Here is a 26,942-nt window from a genome sequence, read left to right as displayed (position 1 = left end):
AATACTAGTTTGGCTGCATCTATATAGCCTGACTCAGCTTAAACCTAGGATCATGCAACCAGGTATTCTAGTTCGCTCACGTCTTAATAGTCTAGGAACTGGGAGGCTTCAGGATATTTCTTATTCTGATGCTCAGATTGAATATTTTGTATCAGTAGGGGAGCGAATCCAGCAATCCGTTCCGATCAGCTCACTGGAACGAGTTATTCTTCAACGGCACACCCGCTGCTACCTCTGGTCTGAGGAGAGAGAGTCATGGCTGATTGGAAGGATTTACAAGTGGCATGACGACGATCGCCGCTACGAAATTGACTTGCCAGATGGGAAGTTCTGCTACGCCGTTGAACAAGACATCCATGTCCGTTGTAATCGCCCAATTGATGACCCAACGGAAGTACTTATCTTAAGAGGGCATGAAACCCCTTTCTTCTACGATCGCCGCTCTAATTTCTTTCGGTGCTTAATTGAGCAGCGGGCTGTTAGTCGTGGTATGCCAGGATTGCTCTCTGCTAGCATCGAGCTTTATCCTCATCAGGTCGAAGTTGTTCGTCGCGTGCTGGAAGACTCTATTCAGCGGTATCTTCTAGCCGATGAAGTTGGTTTGGGCAAGACGATTGAGGCAGGGGTCATATTACGGCAGTACCTGTTGGATAACCCAACGGGACGAGTGCTGGTAATTGCTCCGAAGCCTTTGCTGAAGCAGTGGCAACAGGAACTCGAAGCCAAGTTTTATCTCTCCGAAGAGATTGACTGGTTGACGATTGAGGACATCCGCTCTACTCATATTCAATTCCAACCTGATTTTCTGGTTCTGGATGAAGCTCAGCATATTGCAGGAATGGCAGTTTCACCGGACTCAGCACAGCGAGAATGTTTTGAATTTTGTAGAAAATTAGCCCACCAAGCAAAGCAAGTTCTACTACTTTCAGCTACCCCCGCGCTAAACCATGAACAGGCTTTTCTGGCGATGCTGCACTTGCTCGACCCCATGACTTACCGCCTTGAAGATCTGGACGGTTTCAAAGAGCGAGTACGATTACGTCAGGACATCGGGCGGGTATTGCTGTCCTTCAAAGAGGATGCTTCAAGTTTCGTTCTTAAGATGACTTTGAGTAAGCTCAAAAATCTCTTCAACTCTGATGAGCGCTTATCTTTACTGTTGAATCAACTAGAAACCATCCTGCAAGCTCTACAGGTTGATTCTGAAGAACAAAGTAGGGTAATTCGTTCCATTCGTACTCATATTAGTGATACTTACCGTCTACATCGACGAATGCTGCGGAATCGCCGTGAGAGTTTGGAGGATGTACTGCTTGACCAATCGGGTGTGATTCCTAGAGTTGAATATGACGAAGATGAGCGATCGCTCATTGTCCACGAGTATTTGGATGAGTGGCGTGTTCGCGCCTTGGGAATGAAGAATGACCCTGATTATCAGGACTGGCAGCAGCTCAGAGCCGTCTTTCTTTTACTTTTTCGTGCTAGCGGGACAGAGCTTGGTCTTTTGCAGGAGTTGATTTCTGCTCGTCTAAGTGGTGGTGTTTCTCCAACGCTGATTCAGGATTTTGGTGAAGAAGCGGAGTTGTTTCTCAAAACGCCTCTCTTTCCTGGTGAAAGTAATATTCTACAAACTCTGTTAGACAACTTACAGCAGCAACCTGAGTTTGGCGATCGCATTGACCAATTACAAGTGGTGCTGACAACGTTAAGAACGAAAAATGGTGATCGCCCGTTCAAAGCAGTTGTTTTCACCAGTTTTAGTTATACCTGTCAAAAGATTGTGGCTCCGTTGAAAGAGGCTTTTGGACAAGAGGCGATCGCAACTTACCAAGTAGGACAATCGATTGATGAGGTTGAAGCTAATACAACCCAATTTCTAGAAAGTCCTCGATGCTTTGTTCTGGTGTGTGATGCCTCTGGAGAAGAGGGGCACAACTTACAGTTTGCTGACTGGATGATTCATTTTGACTTGCCTTGGTCACCCAATCGTTTAGAGCAGCGCCACGGTCGAATGAATCGCATTGGGCGGCGACAATTAATGAATTACGTTGTATTTGCGGGAGCGGACGTAGGAGATAGTCTGCACGATGCCTGGTTTCAAGTCTTGAAAGACGGCTTCAAGATCTTTCAAGAGTCTATCGCCAGTCTTCAGTTTTATGTGGATCGCAAGTTACCTGATCTGGCTGAGGCATTATTTGAATCTGGTGCCTATGGGTTAAAGCAATCCATTGCGATCGTTCATGATGAGATTCACAGAGAAAAGGTCAGTATTGACGAGCAAAATGCTTTAGACGAAATTGATGCGCTGGAAGAAAGTGCTGCTCAGTATTTCCAGGAACTTGAGGATTATGACTCTCAGCATCGAAAGCTTAAGCAAGCGGTGGAAGGCTGGGTTTATGAAGCATTGCAGTTCAAGCGAGAATTCCAGGATGGACAGGATCAGAACTCTGATGACATCTTTGCTTACCGACCTAGCCTGAAAGGTCGTCGAGAAACACTGGTTCCAGTCAAAGATCTCTACAGCTTGTTCTCAAGCAGTTTTGCTGAAACAGGAACGTACAATCGACGAAAGGCTCTTCAACAGCCTGGAGTATCTGTTTACCGCATTGGGCATCCTCTTCTGGATGCACTAGCTCATTTCGTCCGTTGGGATGACCGGGGGCAAGCATTTGCCCTTTGGCGGCATGAGGAAAGTTGGCCATCGAGTGAAGGCGCAGAGTGGGTAGGCTTTCGGTTCGATTATGTTGTAGAAACAAACCTGTCTAAATTAGATGAAGTCTTGCAAAGTCATGGTTGGCCCCAGTCGAATAGAACAGCGCTGATTCGTCGAACTGATGCTCTCTTCCCACCTTCAGTAGAAACTTTGGTGATGACTACGGGAATGCAACCAGTCACAGATCCAAAGTTATTAGAGATTCTTCAACGTCCGTACTCACAACACAGAGAACCAACACGAGACTACAACCTGGCAAAGGATCGGTCATTCGTTTTAGATGAATTTATTAGTCAAGATGACTGGGAGTATTTCTGTCGAGGCACTCGAAGCCGATCTGAAAAACTTCTTCGAGAGCGGCAGCAGTTCCGCGATCGCTGTCAGCGGTATGCAACCCAGGCAAAGCGCAAGTTGGGCGATCGAGTGGAGCAACTCCGCCTTCGTCTAGAGCGTCAAGCCCAAGCTCACTCAGATTCTCTACTGGCTCAAGAATATGAACTGGAGAAAGCACTAAGTCAAATCTTCGTTCAAGGGATTCTTACTCCTGCGATTCGTCTTGATTCTGTCGGGTTCTACATTGTCTCTGGACGACTGCCGAAATTACCCAATGGGGAGGCACGACCCCAATGAGTTTCCAAACCATTCAAGATGCTCTGAATATCTTTGTTGCAATGGAAGGGACTGATGATGTCGCTGAAGCCTGTCAGCGTCGCCTGCTAAAAGCATTGCAAGCATCAAGTTCCCATACACCAGCACCAGGAGATCTAACCGCGCTCGTCCGTCACGTTTTGAGGCGAGAAGCTGAGCAACAAGGTGGGAACTCTCCGATCCTAAAGGTTCCTCGCAATGCACCCTTTCCTAAATCTCGGCAGATTTGGGAATTGAGTAGTATGGACATTCTAGATGAACAACCAGAGTATTTTCTCTTGAGTGCCCGCCCCTGGATACCTGATTGGTTGCCAGAAGCCGAAGAGCAATCTCCTGAAGTGCCTCTATTTCAGGAAGTGGTGCGCCGAAATTATCAACCTGAAGGGGGCGACCCCTTTCTAGCTGAATTAGGTTTCAATACTTATCAGAGTACAGGACAACGAGAGGCAATTCGCTCAATTCTCACCGCGCCAGCACAATCAACTCTGGTGATTAATCTGCCCACTGGCTCTGGCAAGAGTCTCTGTGCCCATCTACCAGCATGGTTAAAGTCAAAACCAGTTGGTGTTACAGTGGTCGTCGTCCCAACCGTAGCGTTAGCCATTGATCAAGAGCGAGCCTTTCAAGAAAAAACTGGGATTAATTTTGCAACCGCCTATTACAGTGATGCTTCTGTTGATGGACAAGAGCGCCGCGAGGAAATCCGCGATCGCATCCGACAAGGGACTCAACCGATTGTATTTACATCCCCAGAGGGCTTAATTGAGTCTTTAGCATTCAGTGTTTATGAAGCAGTACGGCAGGGGTTTCTTCGATATTTGGTCATTGACGAAGCTCACATTGTAGAGCAATGGGGAGATGAGTTCCGTCCTGAATTTCAGGAATTGGCAGGCTTGCGAAAAGACTTATTGCGAGTTGCCCAACAGCAAGGAGTAGCAGTATTTCCAACGCTGCTCCTTACTGCAACAGTCACTGAATCCTGTCTAGACACCCTGGAGACGCTCTTCGGTCAACCAGGACCATTCCAGTTAGTTTCATCAGTCCAACTGCGCCCGGAACCAACCTTTTGGTTTGCCTATTGCGTCAATGAGGCAGAAAGGAAACAACGCTTAATTGAAGCACTGCATCATCTTCCTCGCCCCCTGATTCTTTACGGTAGCAAGGTCGCGGATGTAGACCAGTGGCATCGAGAGTTAAAAGCAGCAGGCTTCAATCGCTGCGCCAAGATGACTGGTAAATCCAACCAACAAGAGCGTTTACAGCTCTTACAGGACTGGCGAGAGCAACGAATTGATATTGTTGTTGCTACCTCTGCCTTTGGGTTAGGAGTCGATTTGCCAGACGTTCGTGCAGTTGTGCATTTGTGTGTACCAGAAACAATCGACCGCTTCTATCAAGAGGTCGGACGCGGTGGTCGAGATGGAAAAGCAACCCTCTCCTTAACGCTTTATACTCGGTCAGATTTTGACGTTGCTTCTGCTTTAAGTGAAATAACCTACATTACAAGCGATCGCGGCAGAATGCGCTGGCAAGCGATGTTCGATAAGCAGATAACTTTACCAGATGGGCGGTTTCAAGTTCCAATCGATGTCCGGCCTTCCTACAACCTTGACCTCGACTCAACCAGTGTAAGGAACCAAGACTGGAATATCCGAACACTTACCTTGATGAGCCGGGCTAATTTGATTGAGATTGATGCAGAAGCGCCTCCGCAACGGGCACTTTTCGATTCTGATGAGGCTTTTAGCGATGCGATCGCACGACATCGGAATTTACGAACGATTCAAATTCGCAATGACTATCATCTGGTACCAGAAACCTGGCAAGAGCGAGTAGAACCTGCTCGTAATCAGCGTCAGCAGTGGGCTAGTCGGAGTCTGAATTTGATGCGAGAGGCGCTGCAATCCAAGCGTTGCATTTCTGAGATTTTTGCAGAGGCATACAAAATTCCCGCTCGTTCCACCCCACCACGTCGTCGTGTTCATGTTGAACGATCCTGTGGTGGTTGCCCGTTTTGTCGCCAACAGAAGATTGTTCCTTTTTCAGGAGTGATGCCAGTTCCCCTTCCAGTATGGCAAGAAGCGCGATTTCAGCTGGGTGAAGTGCTTTTGGAGCTTTTAGCAGGAGAGTCAATACTCGCTATTTTTTATGAGGCAACAGAGAGCAGACAGGGAGCGCGCGATCGCAACAAACTTCTCCAACGGTTAATTCGTGAAGGTATTCTCAACGTCGTGGCTCCTCCTTCAATGCATACAGTTTTTAGCAAATTATTGGTTTTTCTGTTTGAAGATTATCAGCCATTGCAAATGCCGAAAGTTCCCACATTGATTTATCACCTCCAGGGCAAGGCTTTACCTTCTCACTATTACCAGCCATTTAAATCAGGTATTCCTCTCATTATGTTCCTGCCTGAAGATATTCCTGACCCCAATGCTAAACACCGAAAGTTGCAGGATATTTGGACTGGACGTAGTTTTCGCCTAAATTTGCTTTGTGGAGAATTAGGGTTATGAGTGTTTTGAAGAATGTGGAAGCTACACCAAGTAGAATTCGAGGTGTATTTAGATACCTGCTAAATACTAGAGGACAAAGGGAGAAGAAATCTTCTTTGGAGAGGATTCTTTCTCCAGATTATTTTGTCAAAGACAAACCTGAGAAAGATAGATATTCCATGGCTCGCGCTGCAATCAACGAAGGAATAAAATCAGGGCTATTCATTTCAGACAATGAGGATATCGCTCTTCATCCAAACTTGCCCGTTAAAGCCAAGAATCCTCAGTTCGGTGATGAGTTTCTTCCAACCGTTCTCAGCCAACTTTTCTTTAATTTAGATAATTATGAGAATCATGATCTAGCCATTCTTTGCGCCTGGTATCTTCATCAGGATATATTTGAAGCGCCTACCGATTCAGAAAGTATGGTGGAGTCTTTCAGTGAACAAGTAGGTGCAATCCAGATATCGGGACTAAGTGATGGTGAAACATACAAATTGAATGACGAGCGTCTTCGGCAGTTTGAGTACTGGTTCTGCTTCCTGAACTTCGGCTGGAGACATTCAGTTTTAGGAAAGAAGGCTATTGTTCCAGATCCTACAAACTATCTAAGAAAAGTTCTCAAGGATGTATTCAAGCAAAAGAATTCTGAGCTAATCCCCGTTAATGAATTCATTTTGAATCTAGGCAGGTATTGTCCTGTTTTTGAATCTGGAGCTTTTCGGGACGAAATTGAGCAAAAAGTTGGACAACGTGAGCATAACTATCTCTCAAGTGTCACATCCGTTTCACTTCGTCGTATAGAAGAAGAAGGGCTAATAAAGTTAGACAAGCTTTCAGATACAGCAGTATGGGTATTTCTAGATGGCTCTGATAGTCGAATCTCTCATATCACCTGGTTAGGAGACAATCTCCATGGAGAGCAGCAATGACTTTCAGTAAGTATGTATGCTGGCATCCAGATATGGTTCGTAAAGTAATGGATGTAGAAGCCACTCAACCAGAAGATCACATCTTTTTGGCGACCCATCACCCAATTAAGATGTATCGCCAACCTCTAACCGAAGCTCAATCTAAAGTGCCATATGATGAGGAGAAGTTTCTGAAGGATTTTCTGGAAACCCCAGATTTTGCTTTTGTTCCAGTGTTGGGAACTTCGGGTACAGGAAAATCTCATTTGATCCGATGGTTGAATACCCGAATCCGCAGTATTCGCCAAGAGCCTCATTATCGAGTGCTGTTGATTCCTAAGGTCGGCACTAACCTAAGAGACATTATTGAACGTATCTTAACTGGACTTGAGGGATCTGAATTTGACGAGTATCGGAACCGCCTTCGGCAAGCTACCAATACACTTAGTGAAGCTGAAGCTCGTGAACAGCTTTTGGCTAATCTAGCGATTGCGGTTGGACCAAGTGGAAAACATGACCGTAATCGACTTTCCTTTACCCAGAATGGTTTAATTGATTCGTTGCCAGCACTGCTTTTTGATCCTTATTTCCGAGAACATTGGTTAAGAGAAGAAGGCATCATTCACAAACTCATAATACATGTACTAGGGCATCGTGACTCCGTTGAAATTGTGGAGGAAAGAAGACAATTTTCTGTGGAGGATTTACCTCGCGACATTCGAGATATCGATAAAGCAAGCGCAGCCGCACGGTCCTTCTACGCACTCCTTGTTGGTGATGATGAAGTTCAACAAGCATCTGTAGATTGGCTGAATGAGCACCTGGATGAGGCAGTTGCCAAAGTCCTGAATCTGGGGCGAGAAGATTTACAGCAACTGATGTTAGACGTGCGCCGAGCTTTAGCCCGTCAGGGAGTTGAGCTAATTCTACTCATTGAAGACTTTGCCAAGTTACAGGGAATTGATCGAGAAGTTTTGGAAGCTGTTTTAGCTCGTCCACAGCAGATTGAAGGGGTGGCTCTATGTCCAATGCGGACAGCCCTCGCTTGTACCACTGGTTATTTCCAGGGCTTGATTGATACAGTCCGAACACGGACTGACTTTAGCGTGAATTTGGATATCGAAGCGGTCGGTGATCAGTCTCTGGTTACTCAAGCAGATGTTCAGCAGTTGGCAGTGCGGTACTTGAATGCAGTTCGGTTGGGCAACCAAGAAATCCAGACATGGATGGAAGATGCAGAAGAGGAAACAGGTGAGCCTCGGAATCCAATTCCTAGTGCCTGCATGGATTGTGACTATCGGACTCCATGTCATAACGGGTTTGGGCAAGTGGATGGTATGGGGCTATACCCTTTCAGTGCTAAAGCCATTGAGCGGATGCGCGATCGAGCCAATCCAGGCGTTTTCAATCCCCGAATTCTGATTAAAGATGTTCTGCGCTATACACTTGAGTATCATGGTTCCGACCTTAAGCTAGGTCGTTTTCCTTCTCCGCTTCTGCTGGATCATTTTAGAGGCAGTACACTCAGTGCGATGCTAATTCGAGAAATTGAGAGCAGAGATACTGCTGAAAATGCTCGTCGCCGTGAAGCCCTACTGAATCTCTGGACTGATGGCAATAAGCTCCATGACCTTGCCCCTGAAATTCATACAGCGTTTGATCTTCCAGCCTTAGGAATTCAACAGCAGGAAATTTCCACTCCAATTTCTCTACCTACTACAAGCACTGCAACACGCGCAAAAGAGACTACAGCAACTTCTACGAACGTTGCTAAACTACCAATACTTGACCAGACAGATTCAGTTACTCTACCTACGGGTTTGGAGGAACAACTCCAAGCACTTGATCAATGGCGAAATGGCACACAACTACCGCAAAATGTAGCAGATGATTTACGACGTAGGCTCTTTCCAGCCATTGAGGCAATGATTGATTGGGACGCAGAATTGCTTCTGCGTAATCAGTTCAGTGACAAACTGTTTAAGCAACGTAATATTAATTTTCGCAATGCAGCAACGTCCTCACAGGTCAGAGATGTTGAACTGCTACTTCCCTTAGTGCCTGATGATCTCGGAGATACAGCGATCGCTCTTCAAGCTATTCTGCTTTACAACCACTATAAGCATTGGAAGTTTCCTGATGGCTCAACCTTCTTCCGGATCTATGCGAGGAAACTGGAGGAATGGAGCAATTTCGTCTTAAATGAAATTCCAAAATGTACAACTCGAACCCGGCAAGCTTGGGATCCTGTACCCGCAGTAGTTGAGCTGCTGGCGATCGCTGGTCGGATGGCGGGTCGTCCTACGGACAACCTGGAGGATCGCATTAATGCTGTTTTTACTGATCTGGAAAAAGTTGAGATTAGCAGCCGAGCCAATTATTGGCAGAAGCTGTTTAATACCTTGAAAAAGAATCAACCCAAACTACAAGAAATCTTGCAAGCAAGGATTCCTTGTACAAAAGGAGGGAGGGCTGTACTTCAAATGATTGATGCAGCACAATTAGTCTCTCCATTAAAGGCAGTTGCTGATGAATGGAAACCTCAGGTTGATGTTTCAGATTCCAGCACAGACCAGCCATTTAAGGCGATTGGTGACACCCGGAGGGCAATCGATGAGCTTTTGGAGCAAGCTGTTCGGGAAGAGCGCGACCGCCAACTCAATGTTTACCAGCAACTTATTAATGAGCTAGGTGAAGACTTTTCACAAAAAGAAGTAGTTGCGTCCCTTACTAAAACAATTGACCAGGTTAGAGGAGCAGGCATTCCTGGTATTTCTAATCGTGATGCCTTAATGGAAGCGATGAAAAATTTTGAGAATGCAAGGCTGAAGGGTTATCTGGATTTGATGAAAAAGATTCAGAACACTGAAGAGATAGGGCTTCTTTTCCAATACTTGAGTAGCGCAAGTGAGCGTCCTGTTGAAATCATTTCCAGGTTCCTGAACCTTGCGAGACAAGCGGTAGACAAATCGACGGAATCGACCCAAAAAAGTTTGGCTGACTTAAGAAGTACTGGAGCAGGGGATTTGGAAGCCAGTTATATTGGGATTGAGCGATCGCTCCTGGAACTTCAGCAACTAGCGCATGAAATTAAAGGAGAATCACCATGCTCGTAGACGATTGTCAACAGTTGAGCCAGTTAGCTACGCATGTTGTTTCACTTAGAAAAAATGCAACAGATCTGAAGAATTTTCGCGATCGTCAGGACAAAATTGAGTCAGTAGTTAACGAACTACGTCCACTGGTAATAGCTTTGAGGGCTTTTCGTGAGAGAGGACTAGTTGATTTTGATTGCAGTCAGAAGGTTGATCTATTACTGGCAGAAGTCACAACTACAATTACGGAATTCCAGAAGGAGCGGGAATGGCTGACTGAGAAATTCAGACTCAATACTTTTCAAATTAAAGTCACAGCTCTGAGAGGTGAATTAGAAAGCCACTTGAAGCAGACTTGGATAGGATACAAAAACCAGCGCGTACCTAGTACTAATGAAGAATTGCTGGGACTTCTGGCAAAAATTGAAACCTTTAAACCAACTGTTCAGACAATTCGGCGTATCCTAAACCAATTAAAGGCTATTGGTTTTCCTAAAGATACACAGCAATTTGAGCAGATTGATCAAGCGATCGATAATCTCTCAGTTGCCTGGAACAGCCTTAAATCTAACGAAGTTCCTACAACTGTATTGAATTTTTTGAGGGCAGCAGCAACACATGGAGCAACTATCGATCTTCTTACGCCTGAAGTTCAAAATTGGTTGAATGAACATGGCATTAGCCGCTTCTTCTATATTCGACTCTCTGACTAAATTTGTTACACCGTGTTGTTATGAATGCTCAACTCAATCTGCTAGTTCTTGAATTCCTCAATCAATTGGAGAGCCGCGAAGTTAAGTTGCTGGCTTGGGGAGTAGTCGATGGTGGCTTTAGCAAAGGTGAGGTCGAGAAACTTGCAGAAGAAGCCATTCAGAACTTAGATGTTGATGTTGACCCTTGGGACTTGCTTGATGAGATGCAGGAGCGAAAGCTTCTGTTTGATTTTAATTGGAGAGGAAGACGGCTTTACCGAACTCGTATGGCTGAGAGTGTGCGGTTATTTGCGCGGCTAAGGCAGCTTTTTCCGAACCGTGATTGGCAAACTTCACCCACGCTGGTTGCGGACTACCGTTTTTCCTTACGACAGCGAGTTTACCCAAAGCGAGAAATTCAACCGGAAATAGTAGTCGAACAATTGGAAGCGGAGAAGCTACTAACATCCGTAAGGCGTACTGCATTGGAAGCTTTGCTGCGATCGCCCAACCGCACCTTAGAACTTGCCGACTTTCAGTTGCGAGCTACTGCTCGGATGCTCCGTGACCTAAACAGTACCAAAAGTCGCGGCATGATTGTCTGCGCCGGCACAGGGACGGGAAAGACTCTAGCCTTTTATTTGCCTGCCCTCACTCACATTGCTGAGCTGATTAAGAAAACAACTTTTTGGACAAAGGCGATCGCCATTTACCCCCGTAATGAACTGCTCAAAGACCAGTTCTCTGAAACCTATGTTGAAGCCCGTCGTCTTGATGCCGCACTCACTGCTCAAGGTCAACGTAAGATTCTGATTGGCGCTTTCTTTGGCTTAACGCCTAGACGAGCCAATGTAGAGGATTATGCCCTAAAGAACGATTGGAAAGCTGAGCGAGGCGGTTTTACCTGCCCCTATATTCGATGTCCTCGGTGTAGTGGTGCTCTAAGTTGGAGGCGAAGCGACTTAGAAGAAGGGAAAGAGCAGTTAACGTGCCTGGAGCCAACTTGTGGTGCAGTGATTCGTGAGGATGAGATTGTGCTGACGCGCGATCGCATGATTCAAACTCCTCCCGATCTACTCTTCACGACCACAGAGATGCTCAATCGCTCACTTGGCGATTCTCGATATGGTCATATCTTTGGAATCAATACGGCTAAACCTCCTCACTTGATGCTGTTGGATGAGGTTCATACCTATGTCGGGATTCATGGGGCACAAGTTGCTTACCTGCTCAGGCGATGGCAACAACTGATTGGTAAACGAGTTCAATTCACAGGGTTGTCAGCCACACTTCGGAGTGCAGCCGAATTCTTCACGCAACTCGTTGGATTAGACCCCGGATCGGTCGAAGAAATTTCTCCCAGTGACGATGTACAGCCAGAGGGGATGGAATACCTGTTAGCTCTGAGAGGCGATCCGGTTTCAGGAACGAGTTTACTCTCTACCAGTATTCAGACCGCTATGCTGCTGCAACGGGTGCTAGATCCCTCAAATAGCATACCAAGCAACGGTGCGTATGGTTCCCGTGTATTTGCCTTTACGGATGACCTGGATGTCACTAACCGTCTCTTTCACAACCTGCTCGATGCTGAGGGACTCAATAGCTTCGGTCGTCCTATGGCTAGACGCCAACCCTTAGCAAGCCTTCGTACTCATGATGCAACTGATGCAGCGCAGCGTCTGCTAACGGGTCAGTCCTGGCTCCTGTGCGAAGAAATTGGGCATACACTTCAGAACCCGCTTCGTGTTACTCGAACGAGTTCCCAGGATACGGGGGTTGATGCAACTGCAAACCTCATTGTTGCCACGTCCTCGTTGGAGGTTGGCTTCAATGATCCAAACGTTGGAGCGGTTATCCAGCACAAAGCTCCACGAGATATGGCATCTTTTCTACAGCGTAAGGGACGAGCTGGGCGTAGCAGAGCCATGCGCCCCTGGACGGTTGTCGTGTTGTCTGATTATGGGCGCGATCGCATTGCTTATCAAAGCTACGATTTACTGTTTGATCCCACCCTTGAAGAACGATTACTGCCTATCGCCAACCGCTATGTGATTCGGATTCAAGCGGCATTTGCTTGTATGGACTGGATTGCACAGCAGATGCAAGGCGCTCCCCAAGGGAGTATCTGGAAAGACTTTTCTAAGCCTTCTTCCTTCTCACCGCAGCAACAGCGTCAGCAGCAAGCTAAAACGATTATTCAATCTATCCTTGAAGACGAAAAACAGCAGCAAGCCCTAGAAAGCTACCTTCAGTCTGCACTCAAAATTTCTTTGGGAGAGACACAAGCCATTCTGTGGGAACCCCCAAGGGCACTAATGACAGCGGTTCTACCCACCCTCCTCCGGCGACTAGAGGCAAATTGGCAACGGCTCCCATTGCCAGGGGAACCGGAGTTGGACTATCACACAGATGAACCATTGCCTGACTTTGTACCTGCGAGCCTCTTTAGCGACTTATTACTGCCTGAAGTTCGCATTGTTACACCCCCTGCCACACAGCAAACTACGGAAGCTGATGAATACTATTTACCGATCCTTCAGGCTCTCAAAGCTTTTGCGCCTGGACGTGTTTCCCGGCGCTTTGGAGTGCAACGCAGTCAGATTAGCCATTGGATTGCATCACCTGAGTTGATCGCTGGACATCAGGTTTTAGCAATTGACCAATACTGTGCTGAGTTCGAGGAAGCTGGCACATTTCAAATTTGGCAGCAGGAAGGAGTTGCAAATATTCGCTGTATTCGTCCCTGGACGCTGAGGGTTGCTCAGATTCCATCGGAAGTCAGTGATAAATCGAATGCACAATTGGAATGGCATACACAGATTGTTCCACCATCTAGCGGTAGTTCATTGGACTTGCCTCAAGGATCGCTGTGGTTAGAGATTGTTTCTGAGCTTTGTAGCTTTACTCATAACCAGCAAAATCCTTTAGAAGTAAGACGTTTTGCTCTGGGTTCTCAAGCAAATCTACGAGTCAAGCGCAATCGTCAGGTTCAAGAATTAGAAACATCGATTCAGTTTATTGAGGCTGAGAGTGGCAGACCCGCAGGAGTTGGATTTGCTCAAACGGTGGATGGTTTGGTATGCCGTTATCGGATTCCGGAGGGTTTTACGATTAGCCCCTATGATGCCAATCGTGCTAAAGTCTACTCATTCCGCAGTTCTTACTTCAAGCATCGTATTCTGCATGATCCTCGCTTGGATGGAATTGCTAATATCTTCCAGCGGGGATGGTTGCACCAGATCTATTTATCAATGCTGGTCGCCCGTGCCCTAGAAAGAGACATTCCCTTGCCTGAAGCTTTCGCAACGCTGCAAGCAGATGGGGTAGGGCAAGCAATGATCGCAGTTCTAGACGGGATTTTTCAGACCCTTGCCGTTGAAGAACAAAATGACGAGGAGTTTGGAGGTGACTTAGGTGAAGATGAGGAACAACCAGATCCTCACTTGCCTCCTGGCCGTCAACCCACCCATGAAAGACTGCGGGAGTTGTGTAACACACTCCTCATTCAAGAGGTTTTGAATGATTTAGCACCAATTCTGTGGAATCCACCCGATGCCATGTGGGATGAGTGGGCAAAACAGCGGCGATTTAGTGCAACGCTGGGTGGTGCTTTATTAGAAGCCTGTCGCCAACTTTGTCCCCAGTTTGATTCGGGAGATTTGCTGCTGGATCTTGACCCTGGTCCGCGATCGCCTGATAGCCCTGCCAAACCTGAAGGCATTGAAGAAATCTGGTTGACCGAGGCAAGTCCAGGTGGCAGTGGTGTAATTGAGGAGATCTTGCAACGCTATGCAGCAGACCCAGCAGGCTTTTTCAGATTAGTCGAAAGTGCGCTGGAGCCTTCGGATTTTGAAATCATTGATTCAGAGTTAACCAATCTATTGGAGTTAACGGACTCAGATGACTCGATCTGTGAGGCTCTCGCTCAGGTTCGAGGTGCAGAGTCCTATCAATCTTTGGCGATCGCCAGTGAAAATCTGAGACGTACTTTGTCACATCGGGGTATCCTCGTCACGCCTACTGTCATGACAGCCATTCATGCTCGCGTCTTGACTCCAGGCAGTAATGTTGAGACCGATCGCCAGTTGCTGAATTTGATTCGTGATTGGCAAGCACAAGAAGACCGTTTAGGCATCGAGATTGACGCACGAGTGTTTGCTTACATCGCTAGCACCCAAAGCCGTTTTACGGATGCACTGCCGCCAGAAACGAGGAATAACCCTTATGCCAGCTTTCAGGTGCTCTACGGTCGTTTGTGGCTCCGAGGCAGCTTAATTCGTAATCGAGCTATCTCGTTCTATAACCCCTTTGCGATCGTGCCAGAAGCCGATCGAGAAATCCTGCTAGATGTGCTGCAACCCTCAGAAAACGTGGTGAAGTTGGAGGAATCTAATTGGCGTGAGCAGGTTGATCAGGGATTAAAGACCGTAGGTGCTGTTTCCTTAATGGCAAAGTTGACTGATCGACAAGCCTTAAAGCGAGCTGCCTTGCAGTTAATGACTGAGCCAGTAGACGTTGGGTTTCTCAATGTATACCCTGTTGTCGAGGGCTTCCGCAGAACTGTACAGGGATATATTGTGAGGTTACGAATTCGGGAGGCAGTGCAATGACCTGTTACCTGTGCTCCGCTTTAATTCTGAGCATGCCACATAGGTTGCTTTTCATACCTCTGCAAGATGTTTACGAATTAATGTATTTCTTCTGGTGTCAGAAGATTAAGATTTACCATTTACACTTAATAAATATTACCAGCTATATCAGGAAAAATACTTAAATTTTTTCCTGATCAGAACTTGTGTGGTTAGAACAGTTATAGACGAAACCATTACGCAAACAATCAAGAGGACGGAGGTTTCGACCTCTCGATTGTTTGCGTTTGCTAAAACGTGACATTAAAAGAAGAGATGAAATTTCTGAGCAACCCTAGATTTTGGATAAGCTTTTGCCTAGCTTGGACTGTGGCTGCACATCTACTCTTCCTCATAGCCGAGATGTTTCTATGGACAACCCCTCTTGTTCAAGAGAAATTGCTAGGCGGCTTCTCTATAGAACAAAAGGCTGAAATTCTTGCTCGTAACATAGGGCTTTACAACGGCTTCCTTAGTGCTGGTGCGCTTTGGGGATTGTTGGCTATGAATCCCCAAATTCCGACAATGAAGCCAGATGTATTCATTCTGTTGTGTGCATTTATTGCTGGCGTTTTTGGCAGCATCAGTCTTGGGCGACCAACAGCCTTTGTACTTCAGTCGCTTCCTGCCATTATTGCTCTTCTTCTAATTTGGTTAGACAGCCGCAAGAAAATCATTGAATGACGACAAAGCTAAATAACGGGCTGCCTGAAAATATCTCCTGACCTTCAGTTAAATTTTTATTCCCTTAGATTAAGAGATTCATGCCACAGATTACCGTTGGTAACCTAAGTGTTAATTATGAAACAAGGGGCAGTGGTCATCCTTTACTGATGATCATGGGTTTGAGCTTTAGCCTCCTAGACTGGGGGGATGAGTTGCCTGACGAACTTGCTAAACACTATCAGGTGATTCTCTATGACAATCGAGATGCTGGACGGACAACAACTTCCTTAGTGAAGGATTATACGATCGCTGATTTGGCAGATGATGCAGCAGGTTTATTGGACGAATTGGGAATAAAACATGCTCACGTCTTTGGTGTGAGCATGGGTGGCATGACTGCTCAACATTTTGCTTTGAGACATGGAGGAAAACTCAATAAGCTAGTGTTAGGTTGCACAATGGCAGGTGGTAGCTGTAGCACTCCGGCTAATCTCTCAAGTCTCGCCGGAGGAACCCTTCTGGATCTTCTGTTTACACAATCATATCTAGCAGATGCCAGTAACAAGAAAAAAGCACAGGACTTTTTGGCGAAGACATCTCCCTATCACAGCAAACAGGAAGGTTTGTATCGGCAGTTAAAGGCGATTTATTCACATGATACCTGCAATAGTCTGAAGACCATTAAGGCTCCTACGTTGATCATTACTGGTGATAGCGATGTAGTAATACCGCCTGAAAACAGCAATGTTTTGGAGCAAGCAATTCCGGGTGCAAAGCTTGAAGTACTTAAAGATGGGAATCATGGGTTCCCGTTTAGTCATGCGATCGAAACGGCAAGCATATTGATCAATTTCTTAAGTTAATTATTTAGGGAATGCACAAATGAGTAACTTGGATGAGGGAGTGTATTGGTGCGCCCGCGATCTTGATGGTTCTCCTATTGGGAATCATCATTTCATTCTGCTGGTTTGCCCTGATGCAACTGTTCTATTTAGTGGTAAACCACCTGTTCAAGAAGACACACCTGAGGGCATGGTCTACTTCTATACTGTTGGGGCTTTTAAGGGTTCTCCTGGAATACCTGATTTGCTGAAAGCAATCGTCAACCAAGACACAGATGTTAAAGCTGTTCGTGAGTATGTCGATCCAGGCGAGCATACTAGCCCGCTCAAGCCAGATTTAGATTTAGAGCCTCACAAGGTTAACCCCCCATCGGGTTCTTTAAGTAGCTTTAGAAAGTTGGTAATTCAATTAACTACTAATTTTGAGTCTAAAGGTAATATTCGCTACTCTCTAATTGATGAGAACTGCGCGGCATGGATTAACACGCTGTTTAAAATTGCTGGAGTCAGTGAAGCCGATCGCGAAAAAGCAGGAGAGTTTTTTGGCATAGATTGGGGCGAGGAAGATCTCATTCCAGAAGAGTTCTTTAAATCTTGAAATAACCTAGCGCCTTTATTCATACACAATCCAGTACTTCAATAGAGCCAGTTCAGATTTACAAGAAGCTGAGATAGCTCTCGAAAAAGAGACAATTTGAAATCTTCTAAAGCTAGTCTATTAGTCACTTCCTCACAAGGACCGAACTATGGAATCAGTAAATGTTTTCGCCGAAGCCGTCAGAAAAGGAAGCAGCAGTTCACAAGAAGAAGTGAAGCGAGACTTAGCTTCTTTGTTGAGATCATCAAAATTGAGTAATGCTGACAGCTTTGTAAGTGAAGTTGAAGCACTACTAAGCGGTGATACTCCAGCACTGGCTTGGTTAGACGAAATCAAGATTCTGTCTCAGTCATCTCCTCTACCTAAGTTTGGACCTGTGCTGGCTACGGAAGCGGGATCCGCGGAGCGACTTGCTTTAGGTGTGAGACTTCGAAGCTCATTGGAAACTAAGAGTGATGCTAAAGACTTTGTTGAAGAATCTAATACTGATTTGCTGAACATATTTGATATTGCCAAGCAAATTCAAGATTATTTAAGTGATGCTTCAGGCAATACTAATTCAAAGCAACGTCTGTGGGTAAGAGAATTTACACCTGCTTTTCTACAGGAGATTCTGAATAACCAATCTGTTTCACGAGAATTAACTGTTGCTGCAACTGGAGGGGATCTTTCGACAGAGTGGGAGGAAGTAGAAAGTTGGGTGGTTAGCTGGGCTGATTTTCGGAAGAAATCGCCTAACACAAATCCGGGAGGTGATGGTTTTTTTGAGCCTCAACATGCTAACTACCAACCTGCGGCGATTCATCCTCTAGTTCTAAGAATCTTAAGAAAAACCTTCCTAAGCCAACTGAACGCAGGAGTAACCCAAGAGACTCAAGATTTTTGTCAATGGTTAACTGATCATGTATTTGATAGAGAATTGTTAGACGCTATCAAACTAGAGTCAATTTTTGCTTCTGGCTCGCTAATTCTTGCATTAGCACAACAGCAAGGTGTGGTTATTCAAGAAGATAGACAAATCAGTGTCCCAACAACAGTTTCCTTTTGGGGAGACCTAAGCGAAAGAGTTCTCAAAACTGTTGTTAATAACAGCCAACAGTTAGATGATGTTCCGTCTTTTTGGAAAAATACACAGGTTGAAATTCGTCAGCTTCTTTACTCCTGCCCGGAATGGCATTCTACTCCTCTAATCAACAATTTAAGAAGTCGGGCAGCAAGACTATTGGAAGAGGAATTGGAAGTTTTTAAGACAGTGATTCTACAAGAGAGCTCAAAGCTTACTGACGATAAGTTTAAACCAGAGGTAGAGCTATCTTCTCAAAATGCCTTACCGGAGCTTCGCCCTGGGAAACCTATTGGTACCATTACGCCTGAGAGGGAGGAATATTTTAAGAAACTGGACAATCTTAACAATCAAATTGCTGATATTAGTAATTTTGATTTAGTTGTTCAAGAGATTGCTAATAAGACGCTTCAAATAAGAACTGCTTTCAAACAACGTTTAGTGAGCCCCCTGGCCGAACCTGCGCTTCTAGTCTTAAGTGCTTCCAGTTTTGAACAATCCGACCGCCTTAATTTGGCTTTAGTTACCTATCTGAGGCAACAAATTTCCCAGTTTTCCTTGGATTCTAAACTAATTCGCTCTGGCAGCCTAATCCAAGAAACCCTTGCAAATCAACCCGCCTGGATAGACATAATAAACCAAACGGCCACAACGAATGAGCAAGTATTATCTAATTGGTTAAAGCTAGATATTTGGGATGGCCTACGGGGACGACTTGCCCGCGCGTCCGTTAACGAGGGCGATCTCATCGTCACTCAATATTTAAGTCAGCAGCTACCCGATTGGCTCCAGAACGACACCACCGAGCCCCCTGCAGGTCTCGATCTAAATGCAATTCGACCAATTTTGGCAGAATTAGTGCATCTGGGAGTAAGCTTGCAGCTTGACACTTATGGCGTATTTGCTACTCGTCTAGAGAATCTCATAAATCGCAGCGATCTTGATGCTGCACTCAAAGCCTTACTTGCTGCCGTACGGTTAGAGTTGGGATTAACTGCACTTGCCGTTGGAGCTATCCCTAGCCAAGCCTTTAAGCAATTTGAATCACCGAGCGAGGTACTCTTTGAGCAATTTGCGGGTTGGATTCAGCTTTCAATAGAATCCAGTAATGTTTGGGAATCCCGTGCTGGCATGAATGCGCTCATCCTATTGGCGCGCATGGCTGAAGGAACAGGAGATTTACTACTTGTTAAAAGTGCGATCAAGACGGCTATGCCGTTGGGTTCGCGTGCTTCCCGTTTAGTATCCGAATCTGTTAACCAATTATTGAGTACAGGAGGTAATAGTAAGGGAAGTGGTTTACCTTTAGCTTTTGCTGCTTTTGACTTGGCAAGACATGCACGAGAAGTTAATCTATCTATTGCTCCGCAAGTTACTAAGGGTTTTGCTCCTATTTGGGCACCACAACCTATCCCAGACTTTATTGATCAGCTCACAAATCAGCTAGGCACAGCAACTCGTACTGCACTTCAGAAAATAGTTGCGGACGGTGGGATTGGTCTCAAAGTTCTTCTTCTGTCTTTGCTTCAAATAAAGCTAGATGAGTTGGATTTAGAGCGCCAGTTGATTGTGCAACCTCTACGTCGAAATACTTCACCTCAAGAAGCCAAGCTCAGGCACAATCTAATACTTAGACAGATAGATGATTTGCAAAAAGCAGTACGGTTCGTTTTCTGTCGAGAACAACTCTTGCTTAACGAGCTACCTGAAGCGTCAAGTGAAATTAAACCTTGGTGGCAAACCCGCTATTGGCTAGCTTCATCATCCAATTCTCCAGAAATTGGACAATTAAACCTTATCGGAGTGGTTGGTCCTACATTAGTATCAACTCTTGAAGGAGGGAATATTCCCTCCGATATTCAGACTCTTATAGGAGGGCTATCTGGACAAGCAACGGTTCGTCCTGTATTGAAGGGACAACGCTGGTTAATCGTTGATCCACAGCTTAAGGAAAGCGATAAGACTTATCAAGTAGAACAAGACTCAGAGGCAGTTAATCTAAACGTTTATCAAGTTGATGCTTCCTTTCTGTTAATTAACTGGATAGCATCTTATCCAAATAATGTTGAGGTAAGTTTGCTCAGTTTAGCTGCTAGTTTGTCAGCGACCGTTCCTGCAGTGTCTGAAGATAATCCACAGGATATTGATGGGCGGTATGAAGGGGAATTCCCTGATCTAAGTTGGAAGAATGCTACAAATAACTTAAAAAATGCAGTTGACAACCTTAAAGATTATGAAGATAAATATGGAGCTGCCCTACAAAAACAGATTGATGGGAATGTTGCTGATGAAATTGTCAGCTTACTTAAGCAACCTCTATTGCTTAATACAGCCGATTATCGAGAACAAATGATGGCGGCGATCGCTGAGGTTCGGGAAGCCGAGGCAGATTTAGAAGTAGCAGAGTTTGAGTCTTTAGCTACTCAGTTTGAAGTTCTTGCTAATGAAATGCTTTATGAAGCAGCTGATATTGAAGTTCAGCGGCAGGATGCTCTTGTAGAGATCAGTAAATTAGACGAGGGAATTGCTAAGTTAGAAAGAGATGCTGAGGAAATTAGTAAACGTCAAGTCAACAACAGCGTAGACATTGCGAAAAGAGATGTTGATATAGCCAAAAATACTCGGGAGAAAGCTCTTAAAGAATCAGAGAAAGTCAAAATAGCTAGAAAAGCTATCCTCAGAGAAATTGATTTATTGAAGAGTCTACTTGAAAAGCCGACTAAAATCACTATCGATGGTGATGAAATAACTGCCAATGGACAGATTGGGGCAATGGCTTATAAGGTAGAAGCAACCTTGTTTAAGCAGTTGAACACGAACTTAGAAACAGCCAGATCAGAACTCCAGAGAGCCAAAGATGCAGAAGCAGAACGAAAGAAGAAAGAGAAACGCCGTAAGCTTGTCGGCGGTATCTGTCGTTTTGTTGGAGCCGTAATAGGAACTATATATGGGGGGCCTGCAGGGGCAGCATTGGGTGCGGAAATAGGAGGTGCGATCGGTGAACTAGCAAACGGTGTAATTGAGAATAAAGCTCCAGAAGAAATTTTGGTCGGTCTGATTGATAATGGCTTTGCTATTGCACAGGCTGCTGGAGTTGATCTCGAAAAAGAATTAAATACATTAGGAGCAAAAGGAGCAACGCAGCTTAATCAGTTCTTCGATCAATTGGATTCTAACTTAGGTCCGATACTTGATAATTTACCGAAAATTTTAGATGAACAACTGTTTAAGGATGCGATCGTTATTCTCGATCTTCCAGAGGTTCCTGTTCTAACTCAGCTTTTAGAGGACTCGTATAGGGACCTCCAGAAAGATATTCCGAACTTGGGGAGATTAGGAACAACGCTTAAGGCAATCCAGTACGATAGTCCTCGCCAATTTCTTAATCAACTCAGCGACAACTTATTTAAGAACACCAAAAATAATGTAGAGGAAATTAAAGCGCTTAGTAAGGCGATCGGCAAGAAAGTAGAAGATTTACAAACTGAGGAAGGACTTCGAGAGGCTGCTGAACGTTTTGCGAAGCTAGTCGTTACCAGCGTAGGACAAGAAGCAGTTAATTTCCGCCAGGATGCAATTTCCACCTGGATTCGTAATAAACGAGACAACCAGCAATGGTGGAATAATGTTGTACAGAAAGAAGCAGAGACCTTAGTCAAGGAGTTGTTTCCTGATAGTCAAAGCCAAGCAGAAGTGTTGGCAAATTTAGAGTCTTCCCTGATCAACCCAGAAATTATTCGAGGTGAACTTCAGAAGTATCTTGACCCGTGGCAGCAAGAGCTAGACAGGCGAATTAGTGACATTACTGCGGTCAAAGACACATCTTCCCCTAAATCTGCTGTTGATGCTGCCCAGCAGAGCGTAACATATCTTGAAACTTGTATCGATAAATTCAAACAGAGTTTACTACCTTGGCTGAAAGGAGAAGATAATACGCAGCGCACCCAGTTGCTACTTGATTTGAACAAACTACAGACCGACAAACTCCCTACAAATAATATTGATCTCGAAATACGTGGAATTGACGAGACTAATGCATTGCTAAGTGAAGCCAATGCCAAAGCGGCTCTCGATAACATGGTGGAGGAATTAGAGCGTGTAGGGTTACTTTATAAAGCTGCAGATTTGAAAGTATCGAAAGCCACTCTACTAAATAAAGTGGCTGATCTAGCCAAACTGAGAGAAATAAAAGTTAAAGATGCTCGATTGAATTCCCTCAAAGCTTCGGAGAAACGGCACCAAGCTGCTCAAGCTAAAGTGAAATCAGCACAATTCAATTTAGAAGCTAAGAGAGCTTTATCCCAAGCGGCAGCACGTCGAGGGGTTGAAGCTAGCCGGATTCGAGGTACGTTAAGTCAACCCGCACTACGATTGCCTAATTTAGCTGCAGGTACAGCTAGTCGTCTGCGCGAAGACTATGTGGAGCAACTCCAGTATGCTTTCAAAGCTTATCGAGAATTGCTCAGATACTACTATGCCGCGTTTAGCGTTGTAGATCCTTCACGTCAAAGAATACCTGTTCTACCAAGAGAGGGTTCTTGGTTCGATAATTTTACAAACTGGAGCCAGATTATTGGGCAAGAATTTAGTTCACCTAGCGACCCCTCTCAAGCCTCAGACAACTTTGAGTGGGATTTAACTCCTCAACAAATCAAATCTTTATTCACCCCTGAAGGATTTAGGCTAGTCATTGCGCCTCATGTAGAAGAGAGACCAGTATTATTTAGTGTTCCCCAAGAGTGGCAGATTTACCTGGATCAACTCGACCGCCTTAATAGGAATATTCAGGATGATGAGAAGAGTTTGATTGAGCAGTTGTGGAGACCTGGATTCAATCAGCTATGGATTCAAGAGTTTCGCAAGAACGGCATTTCTATTTCAGAACAAGTTTCTATTAAAGCTGAAGATTCCACAAACTGGCGAATTGAAGATTTAGAAACAGAGCCAATAGAAATTACTTTTCTTCCTGACGGCACTACACTTCCAGTAAGATGGAACATCAGGAGATCTATTAGTTATTCTGTGACCAAAGAAGCTGGTAAATTGTTTGTCACCCTAAGACCTTCGCCAGAAGATGTAGGTCAATCTGATTTCGGAGATCGCCACTTTAAGAGTATCAATGCACCTGAAGCAAGAACTGGTCGCATCGCTGCAATTTTCTTAACTGGTAAAATTAGGGGTAGCGGACAGTTCTTAAAGGAAACCGACTATCCAATTGAGGTGACTCATCTAGGAGATATTTGGACAACTGATTTAGTTGATAGAATCAAAGTTCAACTGAGAAAGCAGCGAACTTTGCAGGATCAGAGGGATTTCTTTATTCCGCTTGGAACCAACTTAGTAAGTCATTTAAATGATCAAAAAGCCTTTTTTACTGGACAAGGCGACCCAGACATTTTTGGAGTGCAGGGAAATCCCCTTTCAGGAACGACTGTAATCAAACTCAAACCAAAAGGCGGATCCGCTCCACCACCATTTGAAAGTCTGAAGTTACAAGTTTTATATACTTTTTGGACGTAAAGATAGGAGAACAAGCAAATGGCACCACTAACACTTGATCAGCTAACGGATTTGGTGAAAGCCTTACAGGACAGAGTGAGTACACTTGAGACAGAAGTTAAGCAATATCAGCAAGATATTCTTGAGCTTGAACAACAGTTGTCTCAGTCAATTACAACTCAAAAGCTAATTGTGCAAGGCGATGCTCAAATTTCTGGACGAAATGTTTTAGCAGATGGGCAAAAGCTTGACGCTCACGACCAATCACTCAATACTCATGACCAACGGCTCAGTACTCACGACCAATCACTCAATACTCATGACCAACGGCTCAGTACTCACGACCAATCACTCAATACTCACGACCAACGGCTCAGTACTCACGACCAATCACTTAGTTCACTGCAACAAGGACAACTCTCTGGGCTTGATGTGGCTGAGCAATTTTCAGCCACAATTCGAGCAGCTGATTTCCGATTAGGGCATTCCAGTCGTCGGGGTAGTCCTGGCAGAGCTTTGGTCGATGCTGGCAGTAGCTTGGGTATTAATTGGGGTAGTGATTGGGGCGAAACCTTAATTAACAGTAAGTTGAGAGTTAATGGAGATATCGACTTTGGCTCTACAATCCGGACTTCAGGGCGTATGCATATTACTGGAGATGAACTGCTCTACCTCTTAAACAAGAATGGGGTAATTATTGGAAAAGAATGGGGTGGAAATGGTGATTTAGTAGTTCAAGGAAACTTAGTCGTTGGAGGAAATATTACTTATGCAGGTAGCCTCCGGGATTCCAATCCGCCACCACCACCGCCACCACCACCGCCACCACCAGTTTTTCGAGACAGCAGCCTCTGAAATGGTCTTGACAGTAGTGGTAGTAGAGATATAGGTACATGAGCAATGACAATAGAATTGCGACCACTTGGGGTAAAGTGTAATCTTCACTGCTCCTACTGTTATCAAAATCCTCAAAGGGATGCTGGTAATGTTGCTCGTTCTTATGACCTTGAAGAGATAAGACTAGCTTTGGAAAGAGAGGCTAAACCTTTTAGCTTATTTGGTGGAGAGGCGTTACTAATTCCTAAGAAAGATCTAAAGAAGCTGTGGTCATGGGGACTAGAGAGATACGGAAGAAACGGTATTCAGACCAATGGAATATTAATTGATGACGAGCACATTAGCCTATTTAAGCAATACCAAGTTGGGGTCGGTATCTCCATTGATGGACCTGGAGAACTGAATGATTTGCGTTGGGCCGGTACATTAGACCGAACCCGTCAAACTACCGCTAAGACAGAAAAAGCAATTGAGAAGCTTTGCCAGGAAGGACTTGCGCCAGGTTTAATTGTTACCCTTCATCGTGTTAATGCTACTCAAGACAAGTTGCCAATTATGAATGAGTGGTTTAAATATCTAGAGCAACTTGGAATTACTTCAGCACGTCTACATATCCTTGAAGTAGAGAATGAGTTCATTCAGCATGAATATGCTCTCAGTACTGAAGAAAATATTCAGGCGTTCCTTAATTTTGAACAGTTAGAAAAAGAACTTATCACTCTTAAATTCGACATATTTCAAGATATGCGAAATATGTTGCTGGGTAAAGATGAATATTCAACCTGTAACTGGAATGCGTGCGATCCCTATACTACTAGAGCCGTAAGGGGGATAGAAGGCAATGGTCAAAGCAGCAATTGTGGACGAACTAACAAGGATGGCATTGACTTTACTAAATCCGATATCGAGGGTTTCGAGCGTTATCTAGCCTTGTACTATACACCACAACAGTATGGCGGTTGCAAGGACTGTCGCTTTTTCCTCATGTGCAAAGGAGATTGTCCCGGCACTGCAATGGATGGGGATTGGCGGAACCGCACAAGAGACTGTGAAGTTTGGCAAGCCCTATATCAAACGTTTGAGCAAGAGTTGCTTAAACAAGGGTTAAATCCAATTTCACTTAGCTCTGATCGCAAGCAATTAGAAAAAATCATTCTTGACGGTTGGATAGAGGGACGGAACATAAATATTGCTCGTGCATTGTTGTTGTTTGAGCAAGGATTAAACAGAGCAATTATGGACTACAAAAATACTCCCAAGCATGTTCCTCATCAAGATACTTTTGCTGTTTACTAATTTAGATAACATTACTAGCGCGAATCAAATTACTGATTATAAAGATAGTTAAAAATGTATGGAGCGTCTAGATTTTATTCTTCCTGATTTTGTAAGAGTGTCTTGGGTGAGCGATCGCGCCAAGGCAGTTTGGCAACCTAGATTTAGATTAATTACAGAAGCTTGGGTAGAAATAGAATGGCTTTCTGTAGTAGCAGGTATGCGTTCCTTTTGCCTACAAGAAGTCACTCCAGAACAACTTCCTCATAAGGCTAGAACATGGATTAAACACGGATTGGCTGGCCTTCCACTAGAAATTCAAGGACAGTCTAATTATCCCTACGCCAGCACTCCTGTACGCCCAAGATTAATGGGACCTTTTAATTTTCTTACCGTGGTTGGTTCCCCTGAAAAGATATTGGCATTTCAACAATCTTTTGATTCGGGAGATGATTCAGCAGTAGGTCAATTACTTGGGGTTCCCGACTGTTGCAATAGGTTCTTTCAAAAAAAATGGGTAGAAGAGAAGTTTATAGACACGACTTGGTCAATGGCTTTACATACTCAAACAGATGTAGAGAAGAGTAAGACGAGTATAGAAATTAAAAATGCTTTAGAGGCAAACATACTCTGGAGATGGATGGGTATTCGTGCAGTTCCTCACTTACCTTGTAGTTTTGACTGTCAATCAACCAGATCCTTTGCTAAAACGCTCTTAGCTATAGGAAGGGATGCTGGATACAATTCTGAGATGGAGTGGCTTCTAGAAATTCTTGACTGGCCCGTGGAATGGTCAGCCCTTCACGGAATTGCTGAAGTTAAAACTCCTATATTAAAACTTTCAACTCGAACAGATGCTACAGCGGAGAAATATGTATTGAGACTTAAGAGCAAAAGCTTTCCTGAAGAAGGAGCACAGGGTCTGCATTTTCCTTACTATTCACCTACACGAGAACAAAACAAATCATGTCACCATTAACACT

At 44.7% G+C, this 26,942-nt stretch carries 13 protein-coding genes; all 13 read left to right on the top strand.

The genetic code is table 11. From position 1 onward, the window contains the following. Window positions 1–52: 52 nt before the first annotated feature. The 13 genes from dpdE (at window position 53) to GEI7407_RS21130 (ending at window position 26,938) form a co-directional block, all read left to right on the top strand. A complete protein-coding gene (dpdE, locus tag GEI7407_RS13965; RefSeq protein ID WP_015172846.1) occupies window positions 53–3,343 on the top strand; it encodes a protein DpdE in 3,291 nt (1,096 codons plus the stop codon). Next, window positions 3,340–5,874, top strand: a complete 2,535-nt coding sequence (gene dpdF, locus GEI7407_RS20355; RefSeq protein WP_015172845.1) for a protein DpdF — start codon at window positions 3,340–3,342, stop codon at window positions 5,872–5,874. The genes dpdE and dpdF overlap by 4 nt, the downstream gene beginning before the upstream one ends. Then, a complete protein-coding gene (dpdG, locus tag GEI7407_RS13955) occupies window positions 5,871–6,785 on the top strand; it encodes a protein DpdG (RefSeq protein WP_015172844.1) in 915 nt (304 codons plus the stop codon). Before dpdF ends, dpdG begins: the two co-directional genes overlap by 4 nt. Next, window positions 6,782–9,880: a protein DpdH gene (gene dpdH, locus GEI7407_RS13950; RefSeq protein WP_015172843.1), complete on the top strand. Its 3,099-nt coding sequence runs from the start codon at window positions 6,782–6,784 to the stop codon at window positions 9,878–9,880. Before dpdG ends, dpdH begins: the two co-directional genes overlap by 4 nt. Next, the gene (locus tag GEI7407_RS13945) at window positions 9,871–10,572 is read left to right on the top strand and encodes a hypothetical protein (protein ID WP_015172842.1); all 702 of its coding nucleotides are present in this window, start codon (window positions 9,871–9,873) and stop codon (window positions 10,570–10,572) included. Before dpdH ends, GEI7407_RS13945 begins: the two co-directional genes overlap by 10 nt. Window positions 10,573–10,592: 20 nt before the next feature. After that, window positions 10,593–15,161 (top strand): protein DpdJ, encoded by a 4,569-nt coding sequence (gene dpdJ / locus GEI7407_RS13940; protein WP_015172841.1) that lies wholly within the window; start codon window positions 10,593–10,595, stop codon window positions 15,159–15,161. Between the two features lie 276 nt (window positions 15,162–15,437). Beyond that, the gene (locus tag GEI7407_RS13935) at window positions 15,438–15,863 is read left to right on the top strand and encodes a DUF1304 domain-containing protein (protein ID WP_223294431.1); all 426 of its coding nucleotides are present in this window, start codon (window positions 15,438–15,440) and stop codon (window positions 15,861–15,863) included. A gap of 80 nt (window positions 15,864–15,943) precedes the next feature. Further along, window positions 15,944–16,708 carry an alpha/beta fold hydrolase gene (locus tag GEI7407_RS13930; RefSeq protein WP_015172838.1) on the top strand — a complete coding sequence of 255 codons (765 nt, stop codon included), beginning with the start codon at window positions 15,944–15,946 and terminating at the stop codon, window positions 16,706–16,708. Between the two features lie 19 nt (window positions 16,709–16,727). Next, complete coding sequence (locus GEI7407_RS13925) at window positions 16,728–17,285, top strand: hypothetical protein (protein WP_015172837.1); 558 nt, start codon at window positions 16,728–16,730, stop codon at window positions 17,283–17,285. A gap of 148 nt (window positions 17,286–17,433) precedes the next feature. Next, on the top strand, window positions 17,434–23,868 hold the full coding sequence (locus GEI7407_RS13920) for a hypothetical protein (RefSeq protein ID WP_015172836.1): 6,435 nt from the start codon (window positions 17,434–17,436) through the stop codon (window positions 23,866–23,868). An 18-nt stretch (window positions 23,869–23,886) separates the two neighbouring features. Next, the gene (locus GEI7407_RS21135; RefSeq protein WP_015172835.1) at window positions 23,887–24,702 is read left to right on the top strand and encodes a hypothetical protein; all 816 of its coding nucleotides are present in this window, start codon (window positions 23,887–23,889) and stop codon (window positions 24,700–24,702) included. Between the two features lie 45 nt (window positions 24,703–24,747). Further along, on the top strand, window positions 24,748–25,980 hold the full coding sequence (locus tag GEI7407_RS13910; RefSeq protein ID WP_015172834.1) for a radical SAM protein: 1,233 nt from the start codon (window positions 24,748–24,750) through the stop codon (window positions 25,978–25,980). 58 nt (window positions 25,981–26,038) lie between these two features. Next, on the top strand, window positions 26,039–26,938 hold the full coding sequence (locus GEI7407_RS21130) for a hypothetical protein (protein WP_015172833.1): 900 nt from the start codon (window positions 26,039–26,041) through the stop codon (window positions 26,936–26,938). Window positions 26,939–26,942 lie beyond the last annotated feature (4 nt).

This window comes from Geitlerinema sp. PCC 7407 (genome assembly GCF_000317045.1).
Classification (GTDB): Bacteria; Cyanobacteriota; Cyanobacteriia; order PCC-7407; family PCC-7407; genus PCC-7407.
This window is presented reverse-complemented; position numbering and strand designations above follow the sequence as displayed.

What these genes read in the sequence shown, in the direction of transcription:
- dpdE (WP_015172846.1), top strand. Translation starts at nt 53, where the DNA reads ATGCAACCAGGTATTCTAGTTCGCTCACGTCTTAATAGTCTAGGAACT.
- dpdF (WP_015172845.1), top strand. Translation starts at nt 3,340, where the DNA reads ATGAGTTTCCAAACCATTCAAGATGCTCTGAATATCTTTGTTGCAATG.
- dpdG (WP_015172844.1), top strand. Translation starts at nt 5,871, where the DNA reads ATGAGTGTTTTGAAGAATGTGGAAGCTACACCAAGTAGAATTCGAGGT.
- dpdH (WP_015172843.1), top strand. Translation starts at nt 6,782, where the DNA reads ATGACTTTCAGTAAGTATGTATGCTGGCATCCAGATATGGTTCGTAAA.
- GEI7407_RS13945 (WP_015172842.1), top strand. Translation starts at nt 9,871, where the DNA reads ATGCTCGTAGACGATTGTCAACAGTTGAGCCAGTTAGCTACGCATGTT.
- dpdJ (WP_015172841.1), top strand. Translation starts at nt 10,593, where the DNA reads ATGAATGCTCAACTCAATCTGCTAGTTCTTGAATTCCTCAATCAATTG.
- GEI7407_RS13930 (WP_015172838.1), top strand. Translation starts at nt 15,944, where the DNA reads ATGCCACAGATTACCGTTGGTAACCTAAGTGTTAATTATGAAACAAGG.
- GEI7407_RS13925 (WP_015172837.1), top strand. Translation starts at nt 16,728, where the DNA reads ATGAGTAACTTGGATGAGGGAGTGTATTGGTGCGCCCGCGATCTTGAT.
- GEI7407_RS13920 (WP_015172836.1), top strand. Translation starts at nt 17,434, where the DNA reads ATGGAATCAGTAAATGTTTTCGCCGAAGCCGTCAGAAAAGGAAGCAGC.
- GEI7407_RS21135 (WP_015172835.1), top strand. Translation starts at nt 23,887, where the DNA reads ATGGCACCACTAACACTTGATCAGCTAACGGATTTGGTGAAAGCCTTA.
- GEI7407_RS13910 (WP_015172834.1), top strand. Translation starts at nt 24,748, where the DNA reads ATGACAATAGAATTGCGACCACTTGGGGTAAAGTGTAATCTTCACTGC.
- GEI7407_RS21130 (WP_015172833.1), top strand. Translation starts at nt 26,039, where the DNA reads ATGGAGCGTCTAGATTTTATTCTTCCTGATTTTGTAAGAGTGTCTTGG.